19 protein-coding genes and 2 rRNA genes are annotated in these 24,683 nt (G+C 72.2%); 7 read left to right on the top strand and 14 right to left on the bottom strand.

Annotated elements, in window-relative coordinates; genetic code table 11:
• The first annotated feature begins 195 nt into the window (after positions 1-195).
• The 4 genes from ACPFP2_RS21860 (at position 196) to ACPFP2_RS21845 (ending at position 5,433) form a co-directional block, all read left to right on the top strand.
• Positions 196-3,304: ribosomal RNA gene (locus tag ACPFP2_RS21860) — 23S ribosomal RNA — on the top strand.
• A 78-nt stretch (positions 3,305-3,382) separates the two neighbouring features.
• A 5S ribosomal RNA gene (rrf, locus tag ACPFP2_RS21855) occupies positions 3,383-3,499 on the top strand.
• A gap of 387 nt (positions 3,500-3,886) precedes the next feature.
• Positions 3,887-4,216 carry a YciI family protein gene (locus tag ACPFP2_RS21850; protein ID WP_424091034.1) on the top strand — a complete coding sequence of 110 codons (330 nt, stop codon included), beginning with the start codon at positions 3,887-3,889 and terminating at the stop codon, positions 4,214-4,216.
• Complete coding sequence (locus ACPFP2_RS21845; protein WP_424091033.1) at positions 4,213-5,433, top strand: RNA polymerase sigma factor; 1,221 nt, start codon at positions 4,213-4,215, stop codon at positions 5,431-5,433. The genes ACPFP2_RS21850 and ACPFP2_RS21845 overlap by 4 nt, the downstream gene beginning before the upstream one ends.
• A 95-nt stretch (positions 5,434-5,528) precedes the next feature.
• Here the strand turns inward: ACPFP2_RS21845 and ACPFP2_RS21840 are convergent, their stop codons facing one another.
• Both ACPFP2_RS21840 and shbA read right to left on the bottom strand, forming a co-directional pair.
• The gene (locus tag ACPFP2_RS21840; RefSeq protein ID WP_424091032.1) at positions 5,529-6,434 is read right to left on the bottom strand and encodes an anti-sigma-D factor RsdA; all 906 of its coding nucleotides are present in this window, start codon (positions 6,432-6,434) and stop codon (positions 5,529-5,531) included.
• A complete protein-coding gene (gene shbA / locus ACPFP2_RS21835; RefSeq protein WP_424091031.1) occupies positions 6,431-7,009 on the bottom strand; it encodes an RNA polymerase sigma factor ShbA in 579 nt (192 codons plus the stop codon). Before shbA ends, ACPFP2_RS21840 begins: the two co-directional genes overlap by 4 nt.
• Positions 7,010-7,448: 439 nt before the next feature.
• Here shbA and ACPFP2_RS21830 point away from each other — a divergent pair, with 439 nt between their 5' ends.
• Positions 7,449-8,081, top strand: a complete 633-nt coding sequence (locus tag ACPFP2_RS21830; protein ID WP_424091030.1) for a response regulator transcription factor — start codon at positions 7,449-7,451, stop codon at positions 8,079-8,081.
• A gap of 114 nt (positions 8,082-8,195) precedes the next feature.
• Entirely contained in the window at positions 8,196-8,822 is a 627-nt protein-coding gene (locus tag ACPFP2_RS21825) for a response regulator transcription factor (RefSeq protein WP_424091029.1), read from the top strand.
• On the opposite strand, the gene ACPFP2_RS21820 is transcribed toward ACPFP2_RS21825, so the two are convergent.
• The 12 genes from ACPFP2_RS21820 to ACPFP2_RS21765 form a co-directional block, all read right to left on the bottom strand.
• Positions 8,752-10,539 carry an ATP-binding cassette domain-containing protein gene (locus ACPFP2_RS21820; RefSeq protein ID WP_424091028.1) on the bottom strand — a complete coding sequence of 596 codons (1,788 nt, stop codon included), beginning with the start codon at positions 10,537-10,539 and terminating at the stop codon, positions 8,752-8,754. The genes ACPFP2_RS21825 and ACPFP2_RS21820 overlap by 71 nt on opposite strands.
• On the bottom strand, positions 10,536-12,203 hold the full coding sequence (locus ACPFP2_RS21815; RefSeq protein ID WP_424091027.1) for an ABC transporter ATP-binding protein: 1,668 nt from the start codon (positions 12,201-12,203) through the stop codon (positions 10,536-10,538). Before ACPFP2_RS21815 ends, ACPFP2_RS21820 begins: the two co-directional genes overlap by 4 nt.
• Before the next feature lie 67 nt (positions 12,204-12,270).
• The gene (locus ACPFP2_RS21810; RefSeq protein ID WP_091302793.1) at positions 12,271-12,390 is read right to left on the bottom strand and encodes a SapB/AmfS family lanthipeptide; all 120 of its coding nucleotides are present in this window, start codon (positions 12,388-12,390) and stop codon (positions 12,271-12,273) included.
• A gap of 65 nt (positions 12,391-12,455) precedes the next feature.
• Complete coding sequence (locus ACPFP2_RS21805) at positions 12,456-12,575, bottom strand: SapB/AmfS family lanthipeptide (protein WP_091302791.1); 120 nt, start codon at positions 12,573-12,575, stop codon at positions 12,456-12,458.
• Positions 12,576-12,647: 72 nt separating this feature from the next.
• Positions 12,648-15,251 (bottom strand): class III lanthionine synthetase LanKC, encoded by a 2,604-nt coding sequence (gene lanKC / locus ACPFP2_RS21800; RefSeq protein ID WP_424091026.1) that lies wholly within the window; start codon positions 15,249-15,251, stop codon positions 12,648-12,650.
• Between the two features lie 349 nt (positions 15,252-15,600).
• Positions 15,601-16,551, bottom strand: coding sequence for a hypothetical protein (locus ACPFP2_RS21795; RefSeq protein WP_424091025.1), 951 nt, complete (start codon positions 16,549-16,551; stop codon positions 15,601-15,603).
• Between the two features lie 311 nt (positions 16,552-16,862).
• Positions 16,863-17,465, bottom strand: a complete 603-nt coding sequence (locus ACPFP2_RS21790) for a GNAT family N-acetyltransferase (RefSeq protein ID WP_424091024.1) — start codon at positions 17,463-17,465, stop codon at positions 16,863-16,865.
• Positions 17,462-19,012 (bottom strand): ABC transporter ATP-binding protein, encoded by a 1,551-nt coding sequence (locus ACPFP2_RS21785; protein WP_424091023.1) that lies wholly within the window; start codon positions 19,010-19,012, stop codon positions 17,462-17,464. Before ACPFP2_RS21785 ends, ACPFP2_RS21790 begins: the two co-directional genes overlap by 4 nt.
• On the bottom strand, positions 19,009-19,797 hold the full coding sequence (locus tag ACPFP2_RS21780; RefSeq protein ID WP_424091022.1) for an ABC transporter permease subunit: 789 nt from the start codon (positions 19,795-19,797) through the stop codon (positions 19,009-19,011). Before ACPFP2_RS21780 ends, ACPFP2_RS21785 begins: the two co-directional genes overlap by 4 nt.
• Entirely contained in the window at positions 19,794-20,744 is a 951-nt protein-coding gene (locus ACPFP2_RS21775) for an ABC transporter permease (protein ID WP_424091021.1), read from the bottom strand. The genes ACPFP2_RS21780 and ACPFP2_RS21775 overlap by 4 nt, the downstream gene beginning before the upstream one ends.
• Positions 20,741-22,306 (bottom strand): ABC transporter substrate-binding protein, encoded by a 1,566-nt coding sequence (locus ACPFP2_RS21770; RefSeq protein ID WP_424091020.1) that lies wholly within the window; start codon positions 22,304-22,306, stop codon positions 20,741-20,743. The genes ACPFP2_RS21775 and ACPFP2_RS21770 overlap by 4 nt, the downstream gene beginning before the upstream one ends.
• 109 nt (positions 22,307-22,415) lie before the next feature.
• Positions 22,416-22,682, bottom strand: coding sequence for a hypothetical protein (locus ACPFP2_RS21765; RefSeq protein ID WP_424091019.1), 267 nt, complete (start codon positions 22,680-22,682; stop codon positions 22,416-22,418).
• 538 nt (positions 22,683-23,220) lie between these two features.
• Between ACPFP2_RS21765 and ACPFP2_RS21760 the strand changes: the two genes are divergently transcribed.
• Positions 23,221-24,639 carry a hypothetical protein gene (locus tag ACPFP2_RS21760; RefSeq protein WP_424091018.1) on the top strand — a complete coding sequence of 473 codons (1,419 nt, stop codon included), beginning with the start codon at positions 23,221-23,223 and terminating at the stop codon, positions 24,637-24,639.
• Positions 24,640-24,683 lie beyond the last annotated feature (44 nt).

Genomic DNA, 24,683 nt, shown 5'->3' with positions numbered 1-24,683 from the left:
AGCACCCTGTTGGGTCCTGAAGGAACAACCCGTGGGTTGTCTTTCAGAGCCATGACCTCACCTGTGGTGGGGGTTGGTTGCCAGGCATGACCTGGCCCTGCATACCGGTCACTGTGGTGGCGTTTGGTGTGGGGTGTTTCTGGTTGTGGGTTGGTCGTTTGTTGAGAATTGCACAGTGGACGCGAGCATCTTTGTGGTCAAGTTGTCAAGGGCGAACGGTGGATGCCTTGGCACCAGGAGCCGATGAAGGACGTGGGAGGCCGCGATAGGCCTGGGGGAGCTGTCAACCAAGCTGTGATCCCAGGGTGTCCGAATGGGGAAACCCGGCACCAGTCATGTGGTGTCACCCGCACCTGAACACATAGGGTGTGTGGGGGGAACGCGGGGAAGTGAAACATCTCAGTACCCGTAGGAAGAGAAAACAATTTAGTGATTCCGTGAGTAGTGGCGAGCGAAAGCGGATTGAGGCTAAACCGGCTGCGTGTGATACCTGTCAGGGGTTGCGTGGTCGGGGTTGTGGGACCCTGCTGAACAAGCTGACACTTGTTCGAGGAGTTATAAAGTCAGTGGCTAGCCGAACAGTCTGGAATGGCTGACCGTAGGCGGTGAGAGTCCGGTAGGTGAAAGTTGCTGACCTTCTGTGGGTGTTCCCGAGTAGCGGCGGACCCCTGAAATCTGCCGTGAATCTGCCAGGACCACCTGGTAAGCCTAAATACTTCCTGGTGACCGATAGCGGACGAGTACCGTGAGGGAATGGTGAAAAGTACCCCGGGAGGGGAGTGAAATAGTACCTGAAACCGTTCGCCTACAATCCGTCGGAGCCTTGCGGGGTGACGGCGTGCCTTTTGAAGAATGAGCCTGCGAGTTAGTGGCATGTGGCGAGGTTAACCCGTGTGGGGGAGCCGTAGCGAAAGCGAGTCTGAATAGGGCGATCGAGTCGCATGTCCTAGACCCGAAGCGGAGTGATCTAGCCATGGGCAGGCTGAAGCGCGGGTAAGACCGCGTGGAGGGCCGAACCCACCAACGTTGAAAAGTTGGGGGATGACCTGTGGTTAGGGGTGAAAGGCCAATCAAACTCCGTGATAGCTGGTTCTCCCCGAAATGCATTTAGGTGCAGCGTCGCGTGTTTCTTGCCGGAGGTAGAGCACTGGATGGTCTAGGGGGCCCACAAGCTTACCGAAATCAGCCAAACTCCGAATGCCGGTAAGTGAGAGCGCGGCAGTGAGACTGCGGGGGATAAGCTTCGTAGTCGAGAGGGAAACAGCCCAGATCACCAGCTAAGGCCCCTAAGCGTGTGCTAAGTGGAAAAGGATGTGGGGTCGCATAGACAACCAGGAGGTTGGCTTAGAAGCAGCCACCCTTTAAAGAGTGCGTAATAGCTCACTGGTCAAGTGGTTCCGCGCCGACAATGTAGCGGGGCTCAAGCACACCGCCGAAGCTGTGGCATTCACATTTCAACCTCGCTTGGACTTGATTCCTTGTGCAGGTGTGTGGATGGGTAGGGGAGCGTCGTGCCGGGGGTGAAGCAGCGGGGTGACCCAGTTGTGGACGCGGCACGAGTGAGAATGCAGGCATGAGTAGCGAAAGAAGGGTGAGAAACCCTTCCGCCGGATGACCAAGGGTTCCAGGGCCAGGCTAATCCGCCCTGGGTGAGTCGGGACCTAAGGCGAGGCCGAGAGGCGTAGTCGATGGACAACGGGTTGATATTCCCGTACCCGCGAAAGAGCGTCCCTGATGAACCTCGTTGTGCTAACCACCCAAACCAGCCAAGACCTTCGGGTTGAGGTTGGGGAGCGTGGGAACCTGGCGGGTAGTAGTCAAGCGATGGGGTGACGCAGGAAGGTAGCTGATCCCGGCCGGTGGTTGTGCCGGGGTAAGCGTGTAGGCCGCACCATAGGCAAATCCGTGGTGCATATAGGCTGAGACGTGATGCCGAGCCGATTCAGGTGAAGTCAGTGATCCTATGCTGCCGAGAAAAGCCTCTAGCGAGTTCTGAGCGGCCCGTACCCCAAACCGACACAGGTGGTCAGGTAGAGAATACCGAGGCGATCGGGCGAACTGTGGTTAAGGAACTCGGCAAATTGCCCCCGTAACTTAGGGAGAAGGGGGGCCGGAGACGTGAAGCCCCGCGCGGGTGGAGCGTTGTATGGCCGCAGAGAGCAGGGGGAAGCGACTGTTTACTAAAAACACAGGTCCATGCGAAGAAGTAATTCGATGTATATGGACTGACGCCTGCCCGGTGCTGGAACGTTAAGGGGACCTGTTAGCTCTTCGGGGCGAAGCGGAGAACTTAAGCGCCAGTAAACGGCGGTGGTAACTATAACCATCCTAAGGTAGCGAAATTCCTTGTCGGGTAAGTTCCGACCTGCACGAATGGCGTAACGACTTCCCCACTGTCTCAACCACAGGCCCGGCGAAATTGCAGTACGAGTAAAGATGCTCGTTACGCGCGGCAGGACGGAAAGACCCCGGGACCTTTACTATAGCTTGACATTGGTATCCGAATTAGCTTGTGTAGGATAGGTGGGAGCCGGTGAAGTCCATACGCCAGTATGGGTGGAGGCAATCTTGAAATACCACTCTGGTTGATTTGGGTATCTAACTTCGGACCGTTATCCGGTTCAGGGACAGTGTCTGGTGGGTAGTTTAACTGGGGCGGTTGCCTCCTAAAGGGTAACGGAGGCGCCCAAAGGTTCCCTCAGCCTGGTTGGCAATCAGGTGTTGAGTGCAAGTACACAAGGGAGCTTGACTGTGAGACTGACAGGTCGAGCAGGGACGAAAGTCGGGACTAGTGATCCGGCACTTGCGAGTGGAAGCGGTGTCGCTCAACGGATAAAAGGTACCCCGGGGATAACAGGCTGATCTTCCCCAAGAGTCCATATCGACGGGATGGTTTGGCACCTCGATGTCGGCTCGTCGCATCCTGGGGCTGTAGCAGGTCCCAAGGGTTGGGCTGTTCGCCCATTAAAGCGGTACGCGAGCTGGGTTTAGAACGTCGTGAGACAGTTCGGTCCCTATCCGCCGTGCGCGTAGGATACTTGAGAAGGGCTGTCCCTAGTACGAGAGGACCGGGACGGACGAACCTCTGGTGTGCCAGTTGTCCCGCCAGGGGCACGGCTGGTTAGCTACGTTCGGAAGGGATAACCGCTGAAAGCATCTAAGCGGGAAGCTCGCTTCAAGATGAGGTATCCCACCCACTTTGTGGGGTAAGGCCCCCAGCTAGACGACTGGGTTGATAGGCCGGAAATGTAAGCCCGGTAACGGGTTCAGTTGACCGGTACTAATAGGCCGAGGACTTGACTACCAAGCTGCTACGCGTCCACTGTGCAACTCTGAACAAGCGAACACCCGCGAAAGGGTTGTTTTGACATGTTCATAGAGTTACGGCGGTCATGGCGGAGGGGAAACGCCCGGTAACATTCCGAACCCGGAAGCTAAGCCCTCCAGCGCCGATGGTACTGCACTCGGGAGGGTGTGGGAGAGTAGGACACCGCCGGACATCTTCATAGTCAGGGCCACCCCTCAGGGGGTGGCCCTGACTGCATTTCCAGATCCGCTTCGACGGTGCTCAGCGCTGTCCCCGTGGGGCCATGACGGCGCCGGGAGTGTCGAACGGTCATGCCCGGTCGCCGCGCCCCGTAGCCACCGCCGCTCGGACGGCGATCCTCCGGCCGGCACGCCCGTCGCCGGTCCGCCCCGCCCCGCCCCGCCTTGGCATCGGCCGTGACGCCGGACTCGGCTGAGATCCGATGGGCCGTCGCACCGCGTGGCGTACGAGAATCGTCGAAGCAATCTCGGTGGAGCGTGTCGGATCGAGGCAGCGGCGTTCGTAGCAGGGGTGGAAGGCGGCCGAGGGGCGGCCACCCGACGACAGGAGACGATCCCGGTGGCGCAGTACCTGATTTCCGTGCTCGACGACACGACCGACTCCGCCACCGCCGAGGAGATGGCCTCGATCGAAGCCTTCAACGAGCACCTTCAGGCCGAGGGCCACTGGGTCTTCGCCGGCGGCCTCGCGGCGCCCAGCACGGCCACCGTCGTCGACGGCCGGGCCGCCGAGGTGTTCTTCACCGACGGACCGTACCTGGAATCCAAGGAGTACGTCGGCGGCTTCTGGATCATCGAGGTTCCCCACCTCGACGTGGCGCTCCGGCTCGCCGCCCTGGGGTCGAAGCACTGCAACCGGAGGGTCGAGCTCCGGCCGTTCCTGGGATGACCGACGTCGACGAGGTGATCACCCGGGTCCACCGCGAGGAGTGGGCCCGGGTGGTCGCAACTCTGGCCAGACGCTTCGGGGACCTCGACATCGCCGAGGAGATGGCCGCCGAGGCGTTCGCGACCGCCGTCGAGCGCTGGCCGGTCGACGGCGTCCCACCGAGCCCCGGCGCGTGGCTCACCACCACCGCCCGCCGCAAGGCCATCGACCGGATCCGGCGCGAGGTCAGGCGCGAGGAGAAGCAGAAGGAGGCGCTGCTGCTGTTCGACACCCCTGAGCCCCTCGGCGCCATCGACGACGATCGGCTCCGCCTCGTCTTCACCTGCTGCCACCCCGCCCTCGCCATCGAGGCACGGGTTGCGCTGACCCTGCGGATGGTCGGCGGGCTCACCGTGCCCGAGATCGCCCGCGCGTTCCTGGTCCGGGAGACCGCCATGGACCGGCGGATCACCCGCGCGAAGGCGAAGATCAAGGCGGCGAGGATCCCCTACGGCGTGCCGTTTCGTGAGGATCTCCCGGCCCGGGTGACTGGCGTGCTCGCCGTCCTGTACCTGATCTTCAACGAGGGCTACCTGGCCTCGGACCCCGGGAAGGAGGCGGTCCGCAGCGACCTGACCGCCGAGGCGATCCGGCTGACCCGGCTGGTCCGTGCCCTGATGCCGACGGACGGCGAGGTCGCCGGACTCCTGGCGTTGATGCTCCTGACGGAGGCCCGTCGGGCCGCGCGGGTGTCGGCGAGCGGTGATCTGGTCACCCTCGACGAGCAGGTCCGCGGGGCCTGGGACCGCGAACTGATCGCCGAGGGTCACGCCCTGGTCCGCGCGTGCCTCGCCTCTGGCGAAGCGCCGGGGCGTTACCAGATCCTCGCCGCCGTCAACGCCGTGCACACCGACGCCCCTGACATCCGCGCCACTGACTGGTCACAGGTCGTCGCGCTCTACGACCAGTTGACTCGTCTCGACCCCTCGCCGATCGTGCGGCTCAACCGAGCGATCGCGGTCGCCGAGTTCGACGGTCCGCAGGTCGCCCTGGCGGAGGTGGACGATCTGCCGCTGGAGGGCTACCGCGCCTTCCACGCCACCCGCGCCGACCTGCTGCGCCGGCTGGGCCGCAGCGAGGAGTCGCGGGCAGCCTACGACCGGGCCATCGGGTTGGCGGGCAACACCGCCGAGACGGCGTACCTCATCCGTCGCCGCGACCAACTGCCCGGCCCGTGAACGGCACCACCCCGGTCACCGCCTGAGCCGTATGCGCCAGCGGCGGCACGGCGACGACTCGCCGCGCGACGTCCTCGACCGCGACCATGGCGGCGTCAGCCGAGCAGGTCCACGCTGGGCAGCGGCAGACCCGGCAGCGACGGCAGCACCGACGGGCCGGGCAGCGTCGGCAGGGGCAGCCCGGGCAACGGCGGCAGGAGGCCGCCGTCAGAGGTCGGCGACGGCGGTGGCGACGGCGCCGGTGCTGCCGGTGGCTCCGCGGTGGCGGTACGGGGTACCGGGGCGCCGGTGCCGCCCGGCACGCCGGGCGAGGGTGCCCGGGGTGCCGACGGCTGCGGTGAGGTCGCGCACTGCGGCCACGTGGGGCACGCCGGGGCGGACGCGTCGCGTTGTGCGGCGTCGATCTCTGCCCGCAGCCGGTCGAGTTCGGCGCGTAGCCGGTCGGCCTCGGCGGGATCGCCGACTCGGGGCAGGTCCCGGCGGGCCCGGTCGATCAACTGCGCGGCCTCGTCGAACCGTCCCGCCGCGATCGCCTCCCGGGCACGGTCGATGGTGTCCTCGATGACGCGTACCTGCGCCCGCTCGGGGTAGAGGACCTTGGTCAGCGACCACAGCGGACTGGACGGCCCCGCTTCGCGGCTGCCGATCCCGAGCCCGGTCGCCAGCACCAGGGCGGCGACCGCGGCGGCGGCCAGTCGCAGGACACGCCGCCGCAGCGGTCGCTGTCGGAGCGGTGCGACCGCCGGGAGGACGTCCGTGGCCGGTGCCGCCGACGTACGGGTGTCGGCACGAACCGGACGGTCGACGCTCGGCGTGGCCGTGGCGTCCCGGTCGTCGTCCATCCCGACGGTGAGGTCGTCCCGCCAGGCGGCCAGCATCGCGCCGACGACGTCGCCGTCGGGCTGCTCCCCGCCCCGCCCGAGCGCGTCGAGCAGCAGATCGTCGTGGGCGACGATGGCGAGGTCCGGCTCCTCGCCATCGCCCTGCCGGCGTTCGCTCATGCCGCCACCTCATCCAGTCCGTTGCCGGCGAGCGTACGGAGCCGGGCGAGCGCGCGGGACTGGGCCACCCGTACGGCTGCGGCCGACATTCCGAGGATCGTGCCGACCTCCTCGGCGGTGAGGCCGACCGCCACCCGCAGGGTGATGATCTCCCGCTGGGCGTCGGGCAGGCGGTGCAGCAGCGCCGAGAGCCGCCGGGCGAGGTCCGTCGCGACGGCCTGCTGCTCCGGCCCGGGCGCGCCGTCCGGTCGGTCCAGCGCGGCGTCGGTGACGTCGACGGTGGAGTTGCGTACGGCCGCCCGTTGGGCGTCGGCGACCTTGTTCGCCGCGACGGCGAAGACGAACGCCGAGAACGGCCTGCCCTGCTCGCGGTAGCGGGGGAGGGCCTTCAGCACCGCCAGGCACACCTCCTGGGCGACGTCGTCGGCGGTGGTGTACGCGCCGCCCGTGCGGCCCAGCCGGGCCCGGCAGTAGCGCACGAGCCGTGGCCGTACCTCGGTCAGCAGGGCAGCCATCGCCGCGCGGTCGCCGTCGACGGCCCGCCGGACGAGTTCCGGCTCGATCGCTGTGGTCATGGGTATCCGAGGCACCTTTGTCACCGACGGGTCAACGGAACGTTATCGATACGCCGGCCACTGTGCACAGCCGACCCCCCGGTGGTTGCCGGCACGGGAAGACGTTGTTGCGTTCCGCCGTGCTCTCGCGATGTCTCAGGTAGCGGCGAGGGGAGGGGTGCATGGGCGTCGGAGCCGTACGAGCAAGGGTCGGATCCTCCGGTGGCCGGACGGTCCGGTCGGACCTGAGCCCGAGCCTGCCGGCCGGTGGGATGTGCGCGTGCTCGGGTCCGTCCCGTGCCGGCAGGACGCTGCTGATCGTAGGCGGCGCGGCCCGCCCCGACGGCAGCCGGCGGGCCGCGCTCGTCGAGGTCGTCCGGGTGGCCGCGAAGGGAGGGGTCGCGTGAGTTCGGGGCATCGTGACGGTGTGGACGACGTACGGGATGATCCGAGGCCCGTCGTGGACCGACCCACGGGGGTCGCGGACGCGGCGGTCCGGGTCGGGCTGGTCGCGGAACCGGGCCTGCTGCGGACGCTGGTGGTCGCGGTCCTCACCGCCACGCCCGGATTCGAGACGGTGGGCGAGTGCGACCCGGACCAGGACGCCGTGGCGACCGTGGCGGCGGGGCGGCCGGACCTGGTTCTGGTGGACCTGGACGCGGTCGACGATCTCACCGTCCTGACCGGACGCCTGCACGCGCGGCTGCCCGACTGCGCCGTGGTGGGTCTGACCGCCCGGCGTACCGCGAGGACGCTGCGGCGGGCGTTGCGGGGTCGGGTGCGGGGCGTCATCGCCAAGGACGTGCCACCGGAGGAGTTGGTCGAGCAGCTGCGCGCCGTCGCCGACGGGCAGCGGATGATCGACCCGCAGGCCGCGCTGGCCGCCCTGGACGCGGCGGTGAACCCGTTGACGGAGCGGGAGCAGGAGGTGGCCGTCGCGGCGGCGCGGGGGCTGCCGGACCGGCAGATCGCCGCCCAGCTGCACCTGGCGCCCGGGACGGTGCGCAACCATGTCTCGGCTCTGCTGCGCAAGACCGGTGGGCGCAACCGGTGGGAGGCGGTCCAGCGCGCCCAGGATGCGGGCTGGATCTGACGACATGCTGACCATGGCTACCGCGTAGGGAGTCCTTTCAATAGGATTCTTGACCGTGCGTCATCAGCTGCGCACGGGACGTCAGGCAACGGGGGTTGTTGACGGGGAGTCGGTATGGTCCGCACGCTGCTCGCGCTCAAGGGCGGGCTGGTCCGGGGTGCGCTCGCGCACCTGTTGGCGGCCGAGGACGACATCAAGGTCGTCGGGGAGGCGGAGACGCCGCACGAGTTCCGGGCCGCCCTGCGGGCCGAGCGTCCCGACGTCGCCGTCGTCGACGTCGACACGCTGACCCCGGAGCACCTCACCGAGCTGATGTCCGCCGAGCCGACCGGTTCGGTCCGGGCCGATGCGAGCACCCGGTTGCTGGTCCTGATCGAGCAGCGGCGGACCGCCCGCCTGGCGCCGGTGCTCGCCGAACACGGCCGGCGGATCGGTTTCCTGAGCCACGACGTGCCGCCCGGGCGCATCGCCGAGGCGGTGCGTCAGCTCGCGGCCGGGGAGGTGGTCCTCGACCCGGAGCTGGTCGTCGCGGTGCTGGAGATGAGCGACAGTCCGTTGACGCCGCGCGAGCGGGAGGTGCTCGACGTGGCGGCCGAGGGCCATCCGGTGCGGGAGATCGCGGCGAGGCTGGCCCTGTCCGCCGGCACGGTGCGCAACCACCTGTCGCGGATCATGGCGAAGACGGGTGCGCGTACCCGGCTGGAAGCGGTGCGGATCGCCCGCGAGGCGGGCTGGATCTGACCTCGTCGGTGCCCGCCGTTCCGTAGCCGACGAGTTCCCGGTACGCCGCCGAGCGGTCGAGCAGCCCCTGATGGGTGTCGACGAGCGCGGTGCGCCCGTCGAGCAGCAGGACGCGGCGGGCGCGCAGCGCGGAGCTGAGCCGGTGCGCGATGACCACCAGCGTCCCGGGGCGCTCGGCGAAGGCCGTCTCCAGCCGGGCCTCGGTCGCCGGGTCCAGGTGGCAGGTCGCCTCGTCGAGGATCATCAGCGGCGCGGGCGACACCCAGGCCCGCAGCAGCGCCAGTTGCTGGCGTTCCCCGGCGGACAGGCCCGCCGGGCGCAGCGTGGCGTCGTAGCCGCCGAGCCGGTCCAGCAGCCCGGTGAGGCCGAGGCGGGCCGCCGCCCGGGTGAGCGCCGCGTCGGGCAGGTCCGGGTGCAGGTAGGTGAGGTTGTCGCGCAGCGTGCCGGTGAAGACGTACGCCTCCTGCGGGATCAGGACGCGTCGGTCGGCCAGCTCCGTCGGGGTCGCGCCGGCCACCGGCGTCCCGCCGAGGTGGACGACGCCGCCCTGCGGGTGCAGCACCCCGGCGATCAGCCCGGCGAGGGTGGACTTGCCGATGCCGCTCGCGCCCACGATCACCAGGTGGTCGTCGGCCGGCACGTCGAGGTCGAGTCGGTCGAGCACCGGTTCGGCGTGCGGGCCGTAGCGGAAGGTCACGCCGCGCAGGGACAGCGCCGGCGTGCGGGCCATCGCCGTGACCGGGGCGGCGGTCGGCGTACCGGTGGTCGCCGGGTCGGGTGTGCCGGTGCGCAGCAGCCGGTCGAGGGTGACGGCGAAGCGGAGCCCGCCTGCGGCGATCCCCTGGACCAGGGCGTGCAGGGCGGGCTGCACGCCGCGTACGACGTAGACCAGGGCGCCCAGCACCGCGCCCGGCCCGAGCCCCTGCCGGACCAGCCACGGGGTGGCCAGCAGCACCACCGGCACCGGCAGCCATCCGCCGACGGCCAGCGTCAGCCCCCGGGTGACGGCCATCGTGGCCAGGCGTCGCTCCACCCGGGCCTGGGCGTCGACGTACCCGCCGACCCAGTCGGTGACCCGGTCCCGCGCGCCGCTGACCGTCACGTCGCGGTGCCCGGTGACCGCGGCTACGGCGACGCGGCCCAGGTCCTCGTCGGCGAGCACGTACTCGCGTTGCCGGGCGACCATCGCCGGCAGGGCCGCCGCGAACAGGCCCAGACCGGCCAGCACCGGCACCGCCACCAGCAGGGCGACCGGCGCGGCCAGCGAGAACAGGCCGACGAGGGCGGCTCCGGCGGCGAACAGGAATCCGCGTACCACCATCAGCAGGCCGGCGTAGGTGTCGCGGACCATCTCGACCTGGTGGGTCAGCCGGGCCACCGCCGCGTCGTCACCCCGGCCGCCGGTCGCGCCGGCCAGGGCACCGGCGACCACGCGGCGCAGCAGGTCGTCGCGGAACGGTTCGACCACGTCGCCGAGCAGGGCGTACGCCCGGTTGGTGCCGACCGCGCCGACGAGCACGGCGGCGGCGAGCAGACCCAGCCAGAGCAGCCCGGTCGCGGGGCGGCCGGCGAGGAATCCGTCGTCGACGGCCCGCGCGGTGAGCAGCCCGGCGAGCATCGCCGGCAGCGCCTCGGCCAGGGACCAGCCCCCGAGCCGCCACAACTCGGCGCGGCGCTCCCGCAGCGCCGCCCGGGTCACCTCGCCGACCGTGCTCACGCGCGGAACACCGCCCGGTAGTCGGGGTCGCCCCACAACACCCGGTGCGGGGCGAGGGCGCGGACGCGTCCGCCGTGTACCCAGGCCACCAGGTCCGCCCGTGCGGCCATGCCGACGCGGTGGCTGACCACGATGCGGGTACGCCGGTCCTGCGTGGCGGTCAGCGCGCGGGTCACCCGGTACTCGGTGGCGGTGTCCAGGCTGGAGGTTGCGTCGTCGAGGATCAGCAGCCGGTCGGCGCGCAGCGCGCGGGCCAGTCCGAGGCGTTGGCGTTCCCCGCCGGACATGGCGACGTCCGCCAGCGGGGTGCCGTAGCGCTGCGGCAGCCGGTCGACGAAGTCGTGGATGGCCGCGGCGGTGGTCACCGGCACCGGGTCGGCCCCGCAGCCGACCGCCTCGCCGACGGTGTCGCCGACCAGCACCGGCCGTTCGAAGCCGTAGCCGACTGCCGTGTGCAGCGCCGTCGCGCTCAGCTCGGGCAGCGGCACGCCGTCGAGGCGTACCTGGCCGCAGTCCGGGTCGCGCAGCCGTCCGGCGACGGCGGCGAGCAGCGACTTGCCCGCGCCGGACGGGCCGACGACGACGAGCAGCGCCCCGCCGGGGACCCGCAGGTCGACCCGGTCGAGCAGCACCTGACCGTCGTCGCCGCGTACGGTGACGCCGCGCAGCTCCAGCTCGCCGGGCCCGGGGGGCAGGGGCCGGGTGCCGTGGCGGCGGACCGGTTCGTCGAGCACGTCGGCGGCGCGCCGGCAGCCGGCCCGTACCCGGACCGCCTTGTTGAGGGTGCTGACCACGGTGCCCAGGCCGGCGCCGAGCGCCGCGTACTGCAGGGCGGCCAGCAGTTCGCCCGGGGTGAGCCGGCCGGCGGCCAGCGACAGCCCGCCGACCGCGACGACGGCCAGTTGCAGCAGCGGGTTGAGCACCGCGCCGCGGGTCGCGGCCCCGGCCAGCACGGTCCAGGTCCGCGCGCCGTACGCCCGCAGGGCCGCGACGGGCGCGAGCACCCGTTCGACCTCCCGGTCGGCGGTGCCGGCGGCGGCGATGGTGCGGGCCCCGGCCAGGGTTTCCACCATCCGGCCGGCGAGGTCGCCCTGGGCCTGCTGGTAGCCGGCGACGGCGGCGGAGGCGTCGGCGACGAAGCTGCGCAGCAGCACGCCCAGCAGCAGCAGCCCCACGACGAAGGTGAGGCCGAGCCACGGGTCGATCAGGGTCAGGGCCACCAGGCTGCCCAGTGGCGGCAGCAGCACGGTGCCGGCCAGGACGACGGTCGGGGCGGCCTGACCGGCGTCGGCCACCTGCCCGGCCAGCCGGCCCACCAGGTCACCGACCGGGCGGCGGGCCGCGGTGCGGGGGTCGAGGGCGAAGATGTGCCGGGCCAGCGTGTGCCGCAGGGCGGCGACGGAGCGGGCGGTGGCCGTGCCGGTGCCGTAGTCGCGGACCGCCCCGGTGGCGACCGCGACGATGATCAGCCCGACGACCGCGACGAGCCACTGCCCCGACGCGCCGCCGGGGGCGGTGCCGACGGCGGCGTCGACGGCGCGGCCCAGGGCCGCGGGCAGCGCCAGTTCGGCCGCCACGCCGACCACGGTCACCACGGCGAGCACCGGGGTCCACCAGCCGGCGGACCCGACGGCACGCAGCAGGAGGCGGTCGGCGGGGCTCATCGCACCTCTCTCACGTCGCGCGGCCCCGGACCGGTGTGAACCGGCCCGGGGCCAGGCGAACTGATCGTCAGTGGCAGGTGGTGACGCTCAGCGAGCTGTCGCCGCAGAGCAGCAGGCTGGCCTGGCTGCCACCGCCGGTACGCTCGGCGGCCGGCAGTTCCATCCCCTGGAGGTCGAGCAGAGCCATGTCGGTTCCTCTTTCTCTGTCGATGGTGCGGATCGGTCAGGGTCGTCGGGTCGACGACCCGGGTGTCACTTGCAGGTGGTGACGCTCAGCGAGCTGTCGCCGCAGAGCAGCAGGCTGGCCTGGCTGCCACCGCCGGTACGCTCGGCGGCCGGCAGCTGCATCCCCTGGAGGTCGAGCAGAGCCATGTCGTTGCACCTCCTTCCACATGAGTCGGGTGGATCGGCCCCGGGGTGACCCCCGGGGAGCTGGTGGGCCGGTCAACCGGCGGTGGTGCCGGCGTCGGGGGTGGCCGTCGCGCCGGGCGTGAGGAACGGCAGCCGGGCCGCATGCCCCGGGTGGGTCGCCGCCAGGGCGCTCAGCACGCCGGCGGTGCCGGTGGCGAGGTCCATGGACAGCCGCAGCAACTGGTCGCCGGGGAAGGCGGTGAGCCCCCGGTACGGCAGGGCGTGCCAGCTCAGCAGCCGGGCCTGCTCCCGCGCGGCCTCGTGCTCGCCCCGCTCGGCCAGGTAGGTCACGATCCCGGCCCGGCCGGCGAAGAGGCCGGGCTGGGCGTAGAACGGGAAGTCCGCGCAGCGGCGGATCTGCGTGGCGCGGGCGCGCAGGTCGTCGTCGGAGCGGTGGCGCAGGTACTGGTCGAGCACCAGTCCGACGCCGACGCTGCCCTCGGCGAGGTACGGCATGGTGCGCCAGCCCTCGTTGACCTCCAGGTGCCCGGCCTCGCGCAGGACGCACCGGCGCAGGTCCTGCCGCAGCGCGGTCGCGGCGTGGTCGAGCAGGACGGGGTCGCGGTCGCGCTCGTACGTGCGCAGCAGCATCAGCGCCACGCCGGCGCCGCCGCGCATCAGCCCCGCGTACGGGTGCCGTCCGCCGCTGAGTTCGGCGACGGAGTCGAGGTCGCCGAGCCGGCCGACGACCAGGTCGACCGCCCGCCGGGCGGCGTCGGCGTAGCGTCGTTCGCCGGTGAGGTCGGCGAAGTGGGACAGGTTGAGCGCGATCCCGGGCAGGCCGCCGGTCAGGTCGTTGCCGAGTTCCGTCCACGGCTGCTCGAGGCAGAGGTCGACCAGCCGCAACGCCTCGTCGCGGTGTCCGAGCCGGTCCAGCACGTACGCGATGCCGTGCAGTCCGTCGTAGAGGCCGAGTCGGCTGCCGGAGGCCGGTTCGCGTACCCGGTCGATGAGCCAGCGGGTGTGCTCGGGGTCGGTGGGGGCGCCGGCTGCGTGCAGCGCCCAGAGCACCCCGGCCGCGCCGTGGGCGAGGTTGAGCCCGCCGTCGTTGCCCTTGAACTGGCGGATGTCGCCGGGGAAGAGCCGGTCCTCGCGGTGCGGGGTGGCGCTGGCGGTGATCGCGGCGGCGAGCCGGTCGCGCAGCGCCGGCCAGTCGTCCGGGTCGATCCGGACGAGTTCGGCGGCGGACGCCCCGCTGCGGTCGGGTGCGCCGACGGCGGGCTCGGTGGCATCGTGCGCCGTGTGGCCGACGATCTCGGCGACGGTGTCGTCGAGCAGGTCGCGGGGCACGGGGAAGTGTTCGGCCACCACCTCGGCCAGGTGTGCGGCCTTGTCCGGGGCCAGCCGCAGCATCGCGGTCAGCGGCAGGAACAGGGCGAGTCGCAGGCACGCCAGGGCGTACCGGTCGACGTCGACGCCGGTGCGGTCGCGGGGCGCGGCGAAGGCCTGGTTGCGCAGCGCCGGCCGGGACGCGTCCTCGACGGGGGTGGCGACCTCGAAGTCGATCAGCGTGACGGCGCCGTCGTCGCCGACCATGATGTTGAACATGTGCAGGTCGCCGTAGACGATGCCGTGGGCGTGGATGGCGTCGACCGCCTCGGTCACCTGCCGGTGCACGTCCAGCGCCCACCGGGTGTACTCGGCGCGGTCGGCGTCGAGGTGCACCAGCGGGTAGCGGTCCACCACCAGCTGGTTGAGCGGGCGTCCCTCGACGAACGTCAGGGCGAGGAACTCGTGCCCGCCGAAGTGGAACTCGTCGTGCACCCGGACCAGGTGCGGCACGTCGGCGAGGCGGCGCAGCGTCTGCGCCTCGCGGCGCAGCCGGGTCACCGCGTCCGCGCCGGTGGCGTCGAGTCCGGCGTACGGGCGGGCCTCCTTGAGCACCACCCGCTGCCCGGTGCGGGTGTCGCGGGCCTCGTACAGGCCGCCGCCGTTGGAGAAGTGGATCACCTTCTCGATCCGGTACGGCAGCTCGGTGGTGCTCGCGGCGTTGCGGGCGGCCAGGTGCGGGGCGAGGAAGTCGGGCAGCGTGACCCAGTCGGGCACGTGGAAGACCGGGTCCCGGCGGTCGGGCACCAGGGTGCCGGTGGGATCCTCGATCGCCGGCACGACCTGGCCGTCGTCGGAGACGCAGTAGCGGGCGGCGAAGCCGCCGTAGCGCAGGTAGACCGGCCCGTCGCCGTAGCGCAGGTCGCTGAGGACGTAGGGCCCCTGCTCGCCGTCGAGCAGCGCCGCCAGTTCCTTGGCGGTCAGCTCCAGTTCGGCGTCGTCGCGGGGGTAGACGGTGATGAACTTGCCGCTGCCGCCCCGGCGGGCGTACTTGCTGTTGCGCATGAGCAGCATCCGGGGCCCGCGCAGGTGCTTGAACGGGATGCCGCGCGGCTGGCAGTAGTCCATCACCCGGTCCAGCACCCGCTCGGCGTTCGCCAGCCGGGCCGACACGTGGATCTTCCAGCCCTGCGGGGGGAGGGTGCCGTCGACCGGGCCGTGGATCAGCCAGTCGTCCTTGACCTCGCACTCCCAGCCGTCCGGGAGCGGGCGGTCCGCCGCGTAGCCGGCGGCCTCGCTGCTCGCGCTGGCCAACGAGTCGTAGAAGAGCGGATCGACCGCACAGTACGAGTCGTACCGTTCATCCATGTCGCCTGCCTCCACCGCCTGATCGGTTGAGGTCAATCCTGCTGACGGACATGGAGCGTGCACAGTGTGATGAGTCATGGACCGGCGGTGAGAATCACACACCGAAGTCGTGACAATAGCGGAGTTTGAACTCGCGAATACCGCTCCACCAGTTACGACGGCTCGGTTGCGGAGGCTGACCGGTACGCCCGGTGGACACGACGGCGTCCCGGGTCAGCCGGTGGGCCTGCCACGGCGGCGGCCCTGACAGCGAGCGCGGGGCCGGCGGCGACGCGTCGTACGTCACCGCCGGCCCCGCGCCATGTGGCGGAGCCCGCCAGTCGCCCTGCTGCGCAGATCTCCTCGGGGACTACAGCCCGTTCGGGCCGTGGTAGATCTGGTTCCGCGGGCCCTGGACGAAGTAGTGCCCCTCGTTGCCCCAGGCCCCCGAGCCCGGCGTCGACCGCGCACCCGCGGGAGCCGCCACGTACGACCATCCTGACCAGGTGTCCGTCATGAGGGTGTAGCGGATGACGCCGATCCGCCCGTCGGCGGTACGGACGAACACGTGCATGTCGCCGCGCACGTTGGTGGTGGCCGGTGCGGACGCGGCGTTCGGGCTGCCGGGGACGAGATCCCACCCGGACCACCCGCCGGTCATGAGGTCGTAGCCGGTCTTGCCGATCCGACCGTCGGCGGTGCGCACGAACACACGCAGTTCACCGCCGTAGACGATGGTGGCGGGTGCGGATCGGGCATGGGGGGCGCCGGGGACGGCCTCCCATCCGGACCAGCTGTCGGTCATCAGGGTGTAGCGGGTCGTGCGGAGCTGGCCGCCGGTGGTGCGGACGAACAGGTGCAGGTCGCCGCCGTAGACCGCGGTGGCGGGTGCGGATCGGGCATGGGCGGTGCCGGGGACGGCCTCCCATCCGGACCAGCTGTCGGTCATCAGGGTGTAGCGGGTGGTGCGGAGCTGCCCGTCGGTCGTCTGCACGAACACGTGCAGGTCGCCGCCGTAGACGGCCGTGGCGGGCGCGGACCGGGCGTTCGCGGCGCCGGGCACGAACCGCCACCCCGACCAGATGCCGGTCAGCAGTGAGGACCGGTTCATCCGGAGCCGGCCGTCGGAGGTGAGGACGAACATCCACTGGTCGCCGCCGTAGCGCTGGATGTTCGGCCCGGACAGGGCCAGGGCGAGGCCGGGCACCGGTGCCCATCCGGCGGTCGGCATCGTGTGCTGCCGGCCGCCGTGCCGCGCCGACGTCGCCGCGCCCGCCGGCGCCGCGACCCACACCGTCGTGCTGAGGACGAGGACGAGCACGAGCAGGCGGTACAGTGATCTCGGACGGCTCGGCGGCACGGCGCGCTCCCTCGTGGACGGTGGGTGCCCGGCCGACCCTGCGGCGACCAGGTTCGGACCCCATGCTCCTCGCCGGCTCGACGTGCGTACAGCCACCCGTCACCATGCCGACTCCGGTGCGCCGGCGAGCAGGTGCGTGGCCCCGTCACGCAGGGCCGCCCCGACCGGCCGCCCTGCCGTGCGAAGCGTTGCTCGGGTTCGCCGCGGGGCGGTGGGGGAGCGTCCGTGGGCCGGGAGGGTGGCGCGTTCGGCCCTGCCGCTGACGGGGGAGGTCAGCGAGTCGTGGCCGGACACGTGGGGGGCGCGGCGGGACGCCCGACGCCGGTCGTGCGGCCCGGGATCGGGATCTCGAAGTGCACGGTCTGCGGGGTGCCGGGACCAGCGTCACGTGGGTCGTGGACGACCTGGGCGAGGCTGCGCCAGAACGCCTCGGCGCCGTCGACCCGGGTGTCGGTGTGCAGGTAGATCGCCTCGTAGGTGGGCTCGGCGGCGACGAACGCGACGGCTCGTCGAACGAGGGCCCGGGCCAGTCCCCGGCGTCGGTGCCCGGGTCGGACGTAGACCCGGAACAGTTGCGCGGTGCTGGCCGTGAGGTACCGGTCGGTGAGCCAGCGAGGGTGCGGCGGGCTGTTGGGGGCGGCGGCGCGTACGGCCGTGGTGGCGACGACCTCGTCGGCCTCGGTGGCGACGAACAGCGCGTGCCGGGCCGGTCGCAGGTAGGTGCCGTCGAGGTCGATGACGTCGGTGTGCCACTGTGGCCGGTAGCCGTGGCCGAAGACGTGGTAGAAGGTGTCGAGCATGACGGCGCGGGCCCCGTCGAGGTGCTGCGGCCCGGCGAGGCGGATCGTGCAGGAGCCGATGGTGTCGTCGGTCATCGTGGTCTCGTTTCGTCGGTGCCGGGCTGCGCGTGCGCGACGAGCAGCGCACGGGTGAGCGGCTGACGGCCGTCGGTGAGCAGGGTCGAGGCGGGTCCGTGTTCGATCACCCGCCCCTGGTCGAGGACCACGACCCGGTCGGCGAGGCGGGCCACCACGTCGGGGTCGTGGGTGATCACCAGCAGGGTCAGGTGGTGGGCACGGCGCAGCCCGTCGAGGAGGGTGAGGATCCGGTCCTGCGCGGTGGCGTCGAGTCCGGAGGTGATCTCGTCGCAGATGAGCAGGCGGGGCCGGGCCAGCAGGGCGCGGGCGAGCGCGGCGCGTTGCTGCTCGCCGCCGGAGAGCCGGTCGGGGCGTCGGTCCATGTGCTCGGCGGTGAGCCCGACCCGCCGCAGCAGCACCTGCGCGGCGTGGCGGGCCTCGCCGGTGGACAGGTCGTGCAGCCGGACGCCGGGTCGGGCGACCTGGTCGAGCAGCGGCCGGTACGGGTGGAAGCTGGCGGCGGGGTTCTGGAAGACGTACTGCACGGCGGCGAGGTCGGCCCTGCTGCGTCGCTCGACGGTGGCGGCCAGGGGTCGGCCGTCGAGGGCGATGGCGCCGCGCACCGGTGGGTGCAGTCCGGCCAGGCAGCGGGCCAGGGTGGTCTTGCCGCTGCCGGAGCGGCCGACCACGGCGAGGCACCGCCCGGCGGCCAGGCTCAGGTCGACACCGTGCAGGACCGTGGTGCTGCGGTACGCGGCGGTGAGCCCGCCGGCCCGGAGCACGGGGAGCGTGCCGGACCCGGCTCCCGCCGTACGGTCGGGGCCGTCCCGGTCCGTGCGGTCGGCCGTGGCGGCGGGGGAGAGGTGAGCGTGGAGGACGTGGGCAGGTGGCCCCGACCGGGCCACGGTGCCCCGGTCGAGGACGAGCGCGTCGTCGGCGACGGCTGCCACGAGGTGCAGGTCGTGGCTGAGCAGGACGACGCTCACGCCGGCCTCGGCGACACGGCGCAGTTCGCCCCCGATGTCGTGACGGTTGAGGGCGTCCTGGCCGGTGGTCGGTTCGTCGGCGACGAGTACCCGGGCACCGGCCAGCAGGGTGTGCGCGATGACCAGCCGCTGCTGCTGCCCGCCGGAGAGTTGGTGCGGGTAGCGGCGCAGCACCGCGGGATCGTCGGGAAGGCCGACGCGGGCCAGCGCGGCGGCGACCGCCTCGCGCGCCTGCTGTCGTCCGGACCCGGGCGTGCGGTGCCGGCGGGCGATCTCGTGCAGCACCGCGCCGATGCGGCGCACGGGGTTGAGCGCGGTGGCGGGTTGCTGCGGGACGTAGCCGACCGTGCCGCCGGGTGGGGGCTGCTGCGGGCCGACGCGTCGGCCGCCGATCTCGACCTGGCCGGTGAGGCGCACGCCCGGGCCGGCCTCGCCGAGCAGCGCCCGGCCGACGGTGGTCTTGCCGCTGCCGGACGGGCCGACCAGGGCGAGGATGCCGCCGGTGGGCACGGCGAACGACACGTCGGACACCAGCCGTCGGCCGCCCGCGTCGGCGGACAGTCGCATCACGCGGATCATCGGGTCGCCTCCGTCCGCCGGCCGGCCAGCAGTTGGTCGGTGACCAGGTTGACGCCGACGGAGAGCGCGACGAGCAACGCGGCCGGGACGACGACGGCCCAGGGTTGCAGCAGGATGCCGCTGCGGTTGCGGTCGACCATGACCGCCCAGTCGGCGGCGTCGGGGGCGACACCGATGCCGAGGAAGCTCGCGGTGGCGACGAGGTAGAGCGCCCCGATGAACCGGACGCCGGCGTCGGCGAGCAGGATCCGGCGGCTGCCGCGTGCGACGTGCCCGACGGCCCGCCGCCACCACGTCTCGCGGTACAGGCGCATGGCCTCCATCGCGGTGCCGTGGGCCAGCGGCAGGGCGGCGGCGCGGGTGATCCGGGCTATCTCGGGCAGGGCGACGACGGCGACGATGACCACGAGGGTGCCCGGGCCACCGGGTGCGGCGGCGGCGAGCAGGATGAGCAGCAGCAGCGACGGTACGGCCAACAGCAGGTCCAGCGGACGCATCAGCAGCTCGTCGAGGCGGCGGCGCCGGGTGAGTGCGGCGAGCAACCCGATCGGCACGCCGAGCAGGTAGGCCAGGGCGGTCGCGGCGGCGGCGACGGCGACGACGGACCGGCCGCCGAGCAGGAGCTGGTCGGTGACGGCGCGGCCGACGAAGTCGGTGCCGAGCGGGCCGGTGGCGTCGAACGGCCGCGCCCGGGCGGCGGGCTCACCGACCAGCGTGGGCCCGGCGACGGCGAGCAGCAGTGGTACGGCCAGCAGCGCCACGCCGGTCAGCGTCCGCCGGTTCACGCCACACCCGCCGTACGGGGGGCGAGCCGGAACGCCACCAGGTCGGCGGCGAGGTTGACCGCCACCGTGGTGACCGCGACCACGACGCACAGCCCCTGCACGGTGGGGACGTCGCGGGCGGTGACCGCGTCGAGCAGGGCGGTGCCCAGGCCGGGGATGACGAACACCGCCTCGACCACGATGACGCCGCCGAGCAACCAGTCGGTGGTGCGGGCGAGCTGCTGCACGACCGGTGCGAGGGCGTTGGGCAGCGCGTGGGCCAGCCATCGCCGCCGCAGGGGCAGGCCGACGCGGCGGGCGTGCGCGACGTACTCGGAGCGCAGGGCGTCGATCATGCCGGCGCGGGTGAGCCGGCTGATCGAGCAGACCGGTCGGGCCAGCAGCACCACCACGGGCAGGACCAGGACGGCCGGTTGTGCCAGCGGGTTCGCCCCGACGCCGATGGCGGTGGGCGGCAGCCAGCCGAGGTGCACTCCGAACAGGGCGACGAGCAGGATCGCCAGGGCGAATTCTGGCACCGCGTACAGCCCGACGGCGACGGTGGTGACCGCCCGGTCGAGCAGACCGCCCTCGCGGCGGGCGGCGAGCATGCCGAGGCCGACGGCCAGTGGCGCCAGCAGCAGGAGCGTGGCCGCGGCGAGCAGCACGGTCGGGGCGGCGCTGCCGGCGACGACGTCGACGACCGGCCGCTGCGAGACCAGGGAGACGCCGAGGTCGCCGCGGAGCAGGTCGGCGAGCCAGTCCAGGTACCGCCGCCAGGCCGGCTCGTCGAGGTCGAGCTGGTCACGGATCGCCGCGATGCGGGCCGGATCGGGCTGGTCGCCGGCGATCACCACGGCGGCGTCCCCGGGCAGCGCCTCGGTGAGGACGAACACGACGGTGGCAACCCCGGCGACCTGCCCGATGCCGAGCAGCAGCCGCTGTGCGGCGTAGCGGGGCAGGTTCAAGCGAGCCAGACCTTGTCGAAGCGGGCCCAGTCGAGGGTGTTGGCCGGGGCGTCGGCCGAGACCCCGCCGACACGGGGGCCGGTGGCGACGAGGAAGTCGGCGAAGCCCCACACCAGCAGGCCGCCTTCCGCGTGCAGCATGCGCTGCATGTCGCCGTACGCCTGGCGGCGTCGCTGCTCGTCGGCGGTGGACACGGCGGTGGTGTAGAGGGCGTCGAAGTCGGGCCGCGCCCAGCGGGTGGCGTTGGTGCTCGAGGCGCTCAACAGCCGCTGGGAGATGTGCGTCTCGATGGGCATGGCCCCGGAGCGGAAGCCGGCGAGCACCCCGCCGGTGAGCACGTCGCGCCAGTAGGTGTCCTTGTTGCGCTGCACCGCCTCGACGGTGAGGCCGGCCTGCCGGGCCTGGTCGGCGAAGACGCTGGCGGCCTCGACGAAGCCGCTGGCCACGGGGGCGGTGTCGAGGGGGATCCGCAGGCCGCGGGCGTCGGCCCGGTCGACGAGGAAGCGGGCCCGGTCGAGGTCGCGGGCGCGTTGCGGGATGTCGTCGGCGTAGTACTGGTATCCCTTGCCGAACAGGTCGTTGCCGATCCGGCCGGCGCCGGAGAGGACCGTGTCGACCAATTGCTGCCGGTCGGTGAGCAGGAACATCGCCTCGCGCAGGTCCCGGTTGTCGAACGGCGGCCGGTCCACCTTCATGCTGAAGCCCTGCAGGGTGCTGTTCGCCATCCGGGTGATGGCGATCCGGTCGTCACCGAGGTGGGTGCGGGCGGTGGTCGGGCTGATGTCGTGGGCGTAGTCGACCTGTCCGCCGAGCAGCGCGTTGATCCGGGCGGACTCCTCGTTGGCGATCAGGTACTCCAACTCGTCGAGGTACGCGGGGCCGTCCCAGTAGTCCGGGTAGCGCTTGAGCAGCAGGGACGTGCCGGGGCGGAAGGTGTCGACGGTGAACGGGCCGGAGCCGACGGGCTTGTCGAAGCCCTGCGCGCCCTCGGGGACGATGTACGCGCCGAACGCGGCGAGCACGTTGCCGAACTCGGCGAACGGGCGGGTGAGCCCGAACTCGACGGTGCGCTCGTCGACCGCCCGGCTGGCCCGCAGGTTGATCATGGCGGTGCTGGCTCTGGCCCGGAACGCGCGTTTCGGGTCGCCGATGCGGGCGTAGCTGGCCAGCACGTCGGCGGCCCGGACGGGCCGGCCGTCGTGGAAGGTGGCCTCGCGCAGGGTGACCCGCCAACGGGTGAGGTCGCCGTTGGGCTCCCACCGCTGGGCCAGCCGCGGCCGGATCGACACGTCGGGGCCGTAGTCGGCGAGCTTGTCGAAGACCGCCTTGGCCCGGGACGCCTCGTTGAACAGGTTGGCCAGGTGCGGGTCGAGGGTCTCGTTCGCGCCGCCGCCGGCGAACGCCGCCCGCAGTCGCCCACCCCGCCTCGGCCGGCCGGAGGGGGACGTGGCCGGGACGGTGTCGGCGCCGCAGCCGGTCAGCAGCGCGGCGGACAGTGTGGCGGCGCCACCGAGCAACGCTCGGCGGGACAGCCCTCGCGTCGGGGCGGGCAGGGTGTGCATCATCGGGTCCTTCCGGATGTCGGGGTGGTGCGGGCCGCGTCGCCGCCGCGGGTTTGCGTCGGGCATCGGGGTGGCGGGCCGGGGTGGCGGGTCTGCGCGTCCGGCCGGGTCATCGCGCCGCGGCCATCGCGACGGGCGCCGCCGGTGGGGTGAGCAGGCCACGGCGGTGCAGCAGCCACACCGCCGCGGCGGAGGCCAGGCCGAGCCCGGCGCAGAGCAGCCACGCCCCGACCGGCACGCCGCCGGCCAGTGCCAGCGCCGCGGCGAGGACCGGCAGCAGCCGTACGCCGGCCGGGCCGTCCACCGGCGTCAGCGGCAGCAGGAAGGCGACTGCGGTGATCGCCATCCCGGCGGCGATGGCCGCGCCCCGGCTCATCCGTGCCCGCAGCCGGCCGGATCAGGCCGACCAGCGTGGCCGACAGTCCGACCTGGTCGGTGAGGTGTCCGGCCAGGTACGGCAGCAGCATGTAGAACCCGACGTCGACCCGGAGCTGGTTGACCACCAGCAGCCGGATCGCCGACGGGAAGCTGCGCAGGGACGTCCACGTGGCTTTCACCGGCCCGCTCCCACCGGTGTCACGTCTCGCCCGCCTCGGCGCAGAGCCGTGCGACGCCGTCGCGGGCTGCGGCGGCCGTGCGGCGATCGGACGGCACGACGTGGGTGTTCATCCGCACAGACCTCGCTTTCCGCCATCACGACAGGCGCCATCGACGCCGCCGGTCGACCGCCGGCGCGTTGATGATAACGGTTTTCATTTGCGGCAGGAAGGGCGGGATGTGCGTCGAGCCTGCGGCGACATGCCGCACGAGGACTCGGAAAGGGATGGCCCCGCCGGTCGACCGCCGATATGCTCGCCCGCGATGAACACCTCTCTCACCAGATTGGGGGCCCGGTTCTCGCAAGGTGAGTGCTGATGCGCCACCGCACCGGGACCAGGGACGCCCGCCTCTCCCTCTGGCTGCGCGTACGCGAGTTCGCCGTGCCGCCCTCCATGATCAGAACCGCGACCGTCCGTCGCGCCGCCGGCGACTGGGCGGGAGCGTGCGCCGCCGCCCGCGTCGACGTCGACCTGGACCTGCGCGCGGTGGCCCGTACCCACGGTCGGCAGCTCGCGGCCCGGGTCCGGGCCGACCTGCGCCACCTGGCTCCCGACCTGCTGCGCTGGCACCTGCCGAGGATCGCCCCGGACGGGCTGCTCAGGCCCGGACTGACCATCCCCCTGGCCCGGTACGGCACCGACGGGCAGCAGACCGGCGCGACGGTGCACCTGGTGGCCCGTACGCCACCGGCCTGGGCGGACGCCGGTCAACGGATCAGCCTCGCCGTCCGGGACGGATCCGGGGCCACGACCGCCTGCTCGCACCCGCATCCCCGTCCGCACCGGCGGTTTCGCCTCGACCTGCACCGCCACCTCTGGGACGCCCGCCGGGCGGGAGAGCTGTGGACCCGCTCGGGGGCGGACCTGCCGGCGAGCGTCGCCGACGCGGTGACCGTGCCGGTCGACGAGGACCGGACGACGTGCCCCGACGACCGGTCCTGGCTGGACCCCGCCATGCTGCGAAGGTGGCACTGCGCCGTCGACCGGTGGGCGGACGAGGCGAGGCTGCTGCTGCAGTCGCAGGGGCGGGCCGACGGCGCCGTCGCCGTACGGCTCGGTGGCCGGCGTCGACTCGTCCTGGACCCGGCGGCGCACCCGGACCGGCCCCCACGGATGACGACGGCGTCGGCAGGTGACCGGACGACGCTGCCGGTGCTGCCCGACGCGGCGACGTGGGTGCCGCCCGACCTGACGCTGCTCCGCGCCGGGCTGATCGACGTCGACCGGCTGCACCCGCTGGTCGCGGCGGCGCTGACGCCCGGCCGTCCGGCGGCCGATCCGCCCACGCCGGACGAGCGGCTTGGCCCCCGCCTCGTCGCCTGCCGGGGCGAGCAGCACCGGATCGGCCTCGTGGACGGGGTGCTCGTCGCGCTGGACCACGACCCGGCGCAGATCCGACGCGAGGAACTGCTCGCCGCGCTGACCGGCACCCCACTGCCCTGCCTTCAGGTGATCGACGAGGCGCACCGCCACCCGGAGTGCCTCGTCGACGTCCGGGCCCGCCTCGACCACGGTGACACCGCCGGCGCCCTGGCCGCCGTCGAGGAGCTGCTCGGTCCCGGCGCGCTGCTGCGCGCCGGCGCACTGCGCGAGGTGCTGGAGGCGGCGGCGCGGCGGCGGGTCACGCACGGGCTGTTCCGGGCCGGGCTGGCCGGGCTGGCGCCGCCCCGGACGGAGCGTGACCGTCGCCCTCGCGGGCACCGCCCCCACCCGCGTCACGCCACCCGCCCCTGACCTGCGGGCCTCCCGTTCTCATCCCCGGCTCCCCGCTGAGCCCT

Origin of the sequence: Micromonospora citrea (assembly GCF_049629545.1) — a bacterium.
In the GTDB taxonomy this organism is placed as follows: Bacteria; Actinomycetota; Actinomycetes; order Mycobacteriales; family Micromonosporaceae; genus Micromonospora; species Micromonospora citrea_A.
Note: the sequence above shows the minus strand (reverse complement) of the source record. Positions and strands in the feature narration are given on the sequence as shown.

Coding starts and splice junctions, on each gene's coding strand:
- ACPFP2_RS21770 (WP_424091020.1), bottom strand. CDS start 22,306: ATGCACACCCTGCCCGCCCCGACGCGAGGGCTGTCCCGCCGAGCGTTG.
- shbA (WP_424091031.1), bottom strand. CDS start 7,009: ATGACCACAGCGATCGAGCCGGAACTCGTCCGGCGGGCCGTCGACGGC.
- ACPFP2_RS21760 (WP_424091018.1), top strand. CDS start 23,221: ATGCGCCACCGCACCGGGACCAGGGACGCCCGCCTCTCCCTCTGGCTG.
- ACPFP2_RS21840 (WP_424091032.1), bottom strand. CDS start 6,434: ATGAGCGAACGCCGGCAGGGCGATGGCGAGGAGCCGGACCTCGCCATC.
- ACPFP2_RS21845 (WP_424091033.1), top strand. CDS start 4,213: ATGACCGACGTCGACGAGGTGATCACCCGGGTCCACCGCGAGGAGTGG.
- ACPFP2_RS21815 (WP_424091027.1), bottom strand. CDS start 12,203: ATGAGCCCCGCCGACCGCCTCCTGCTGCGTGCCGTCGGGTCCGCCGGC.
- ACPFP2_RS21785 (WP_424091023.1), bottom strand. CDS start 19,012: ATGATCCGCGTGATGCGACTGTCCGCCGACGCGGGCGGCCGACGGCTG.
- lanKC (WP_424091026.1), bottom strand. CDS start 15,251: ATGGATGAACGGTACGACTCGTACTGTGCGGTCGATCCGCTCTTCTAC.
- ACPFP2_RS21765 (WP_424091019.1), bottom strand. CDS start 22,682: ATGAGCCGGGGCGCGGCCATCGCCGCCGGGATGGCGATCACCGCAGTC.
- ACPFP2_RS21810 (WP_091302793.1), bottom strand. CDS start 12,390: ATGGCTCTGCTCGACCTCCAGGGGATGGAACTGCCGGCCGCCGAGCGT.
- ACPFP2_RS21825 (WP_424091029.1), top strand. CDS start 8,196: ATGGTCCGCACGCTGCTCGCGCTCAAGGGCGGGCTGGTCCGGGGTGCG.
- ACPFP2_RS21805 (WP_091302791.1), bottom strand. CDS start 12,575: ATGGCTCTGCTCGACCTCCAGGGGATGCAGCTGCCGGCCGCCGAGCGT.
- ACPFP2_RS21790 (WP_424091024.1), bottom strand. CDS start 17,465: ATGACCGACGACACCATCGGCTCCTGCACGATCCGCCTCGCCGGGCCG.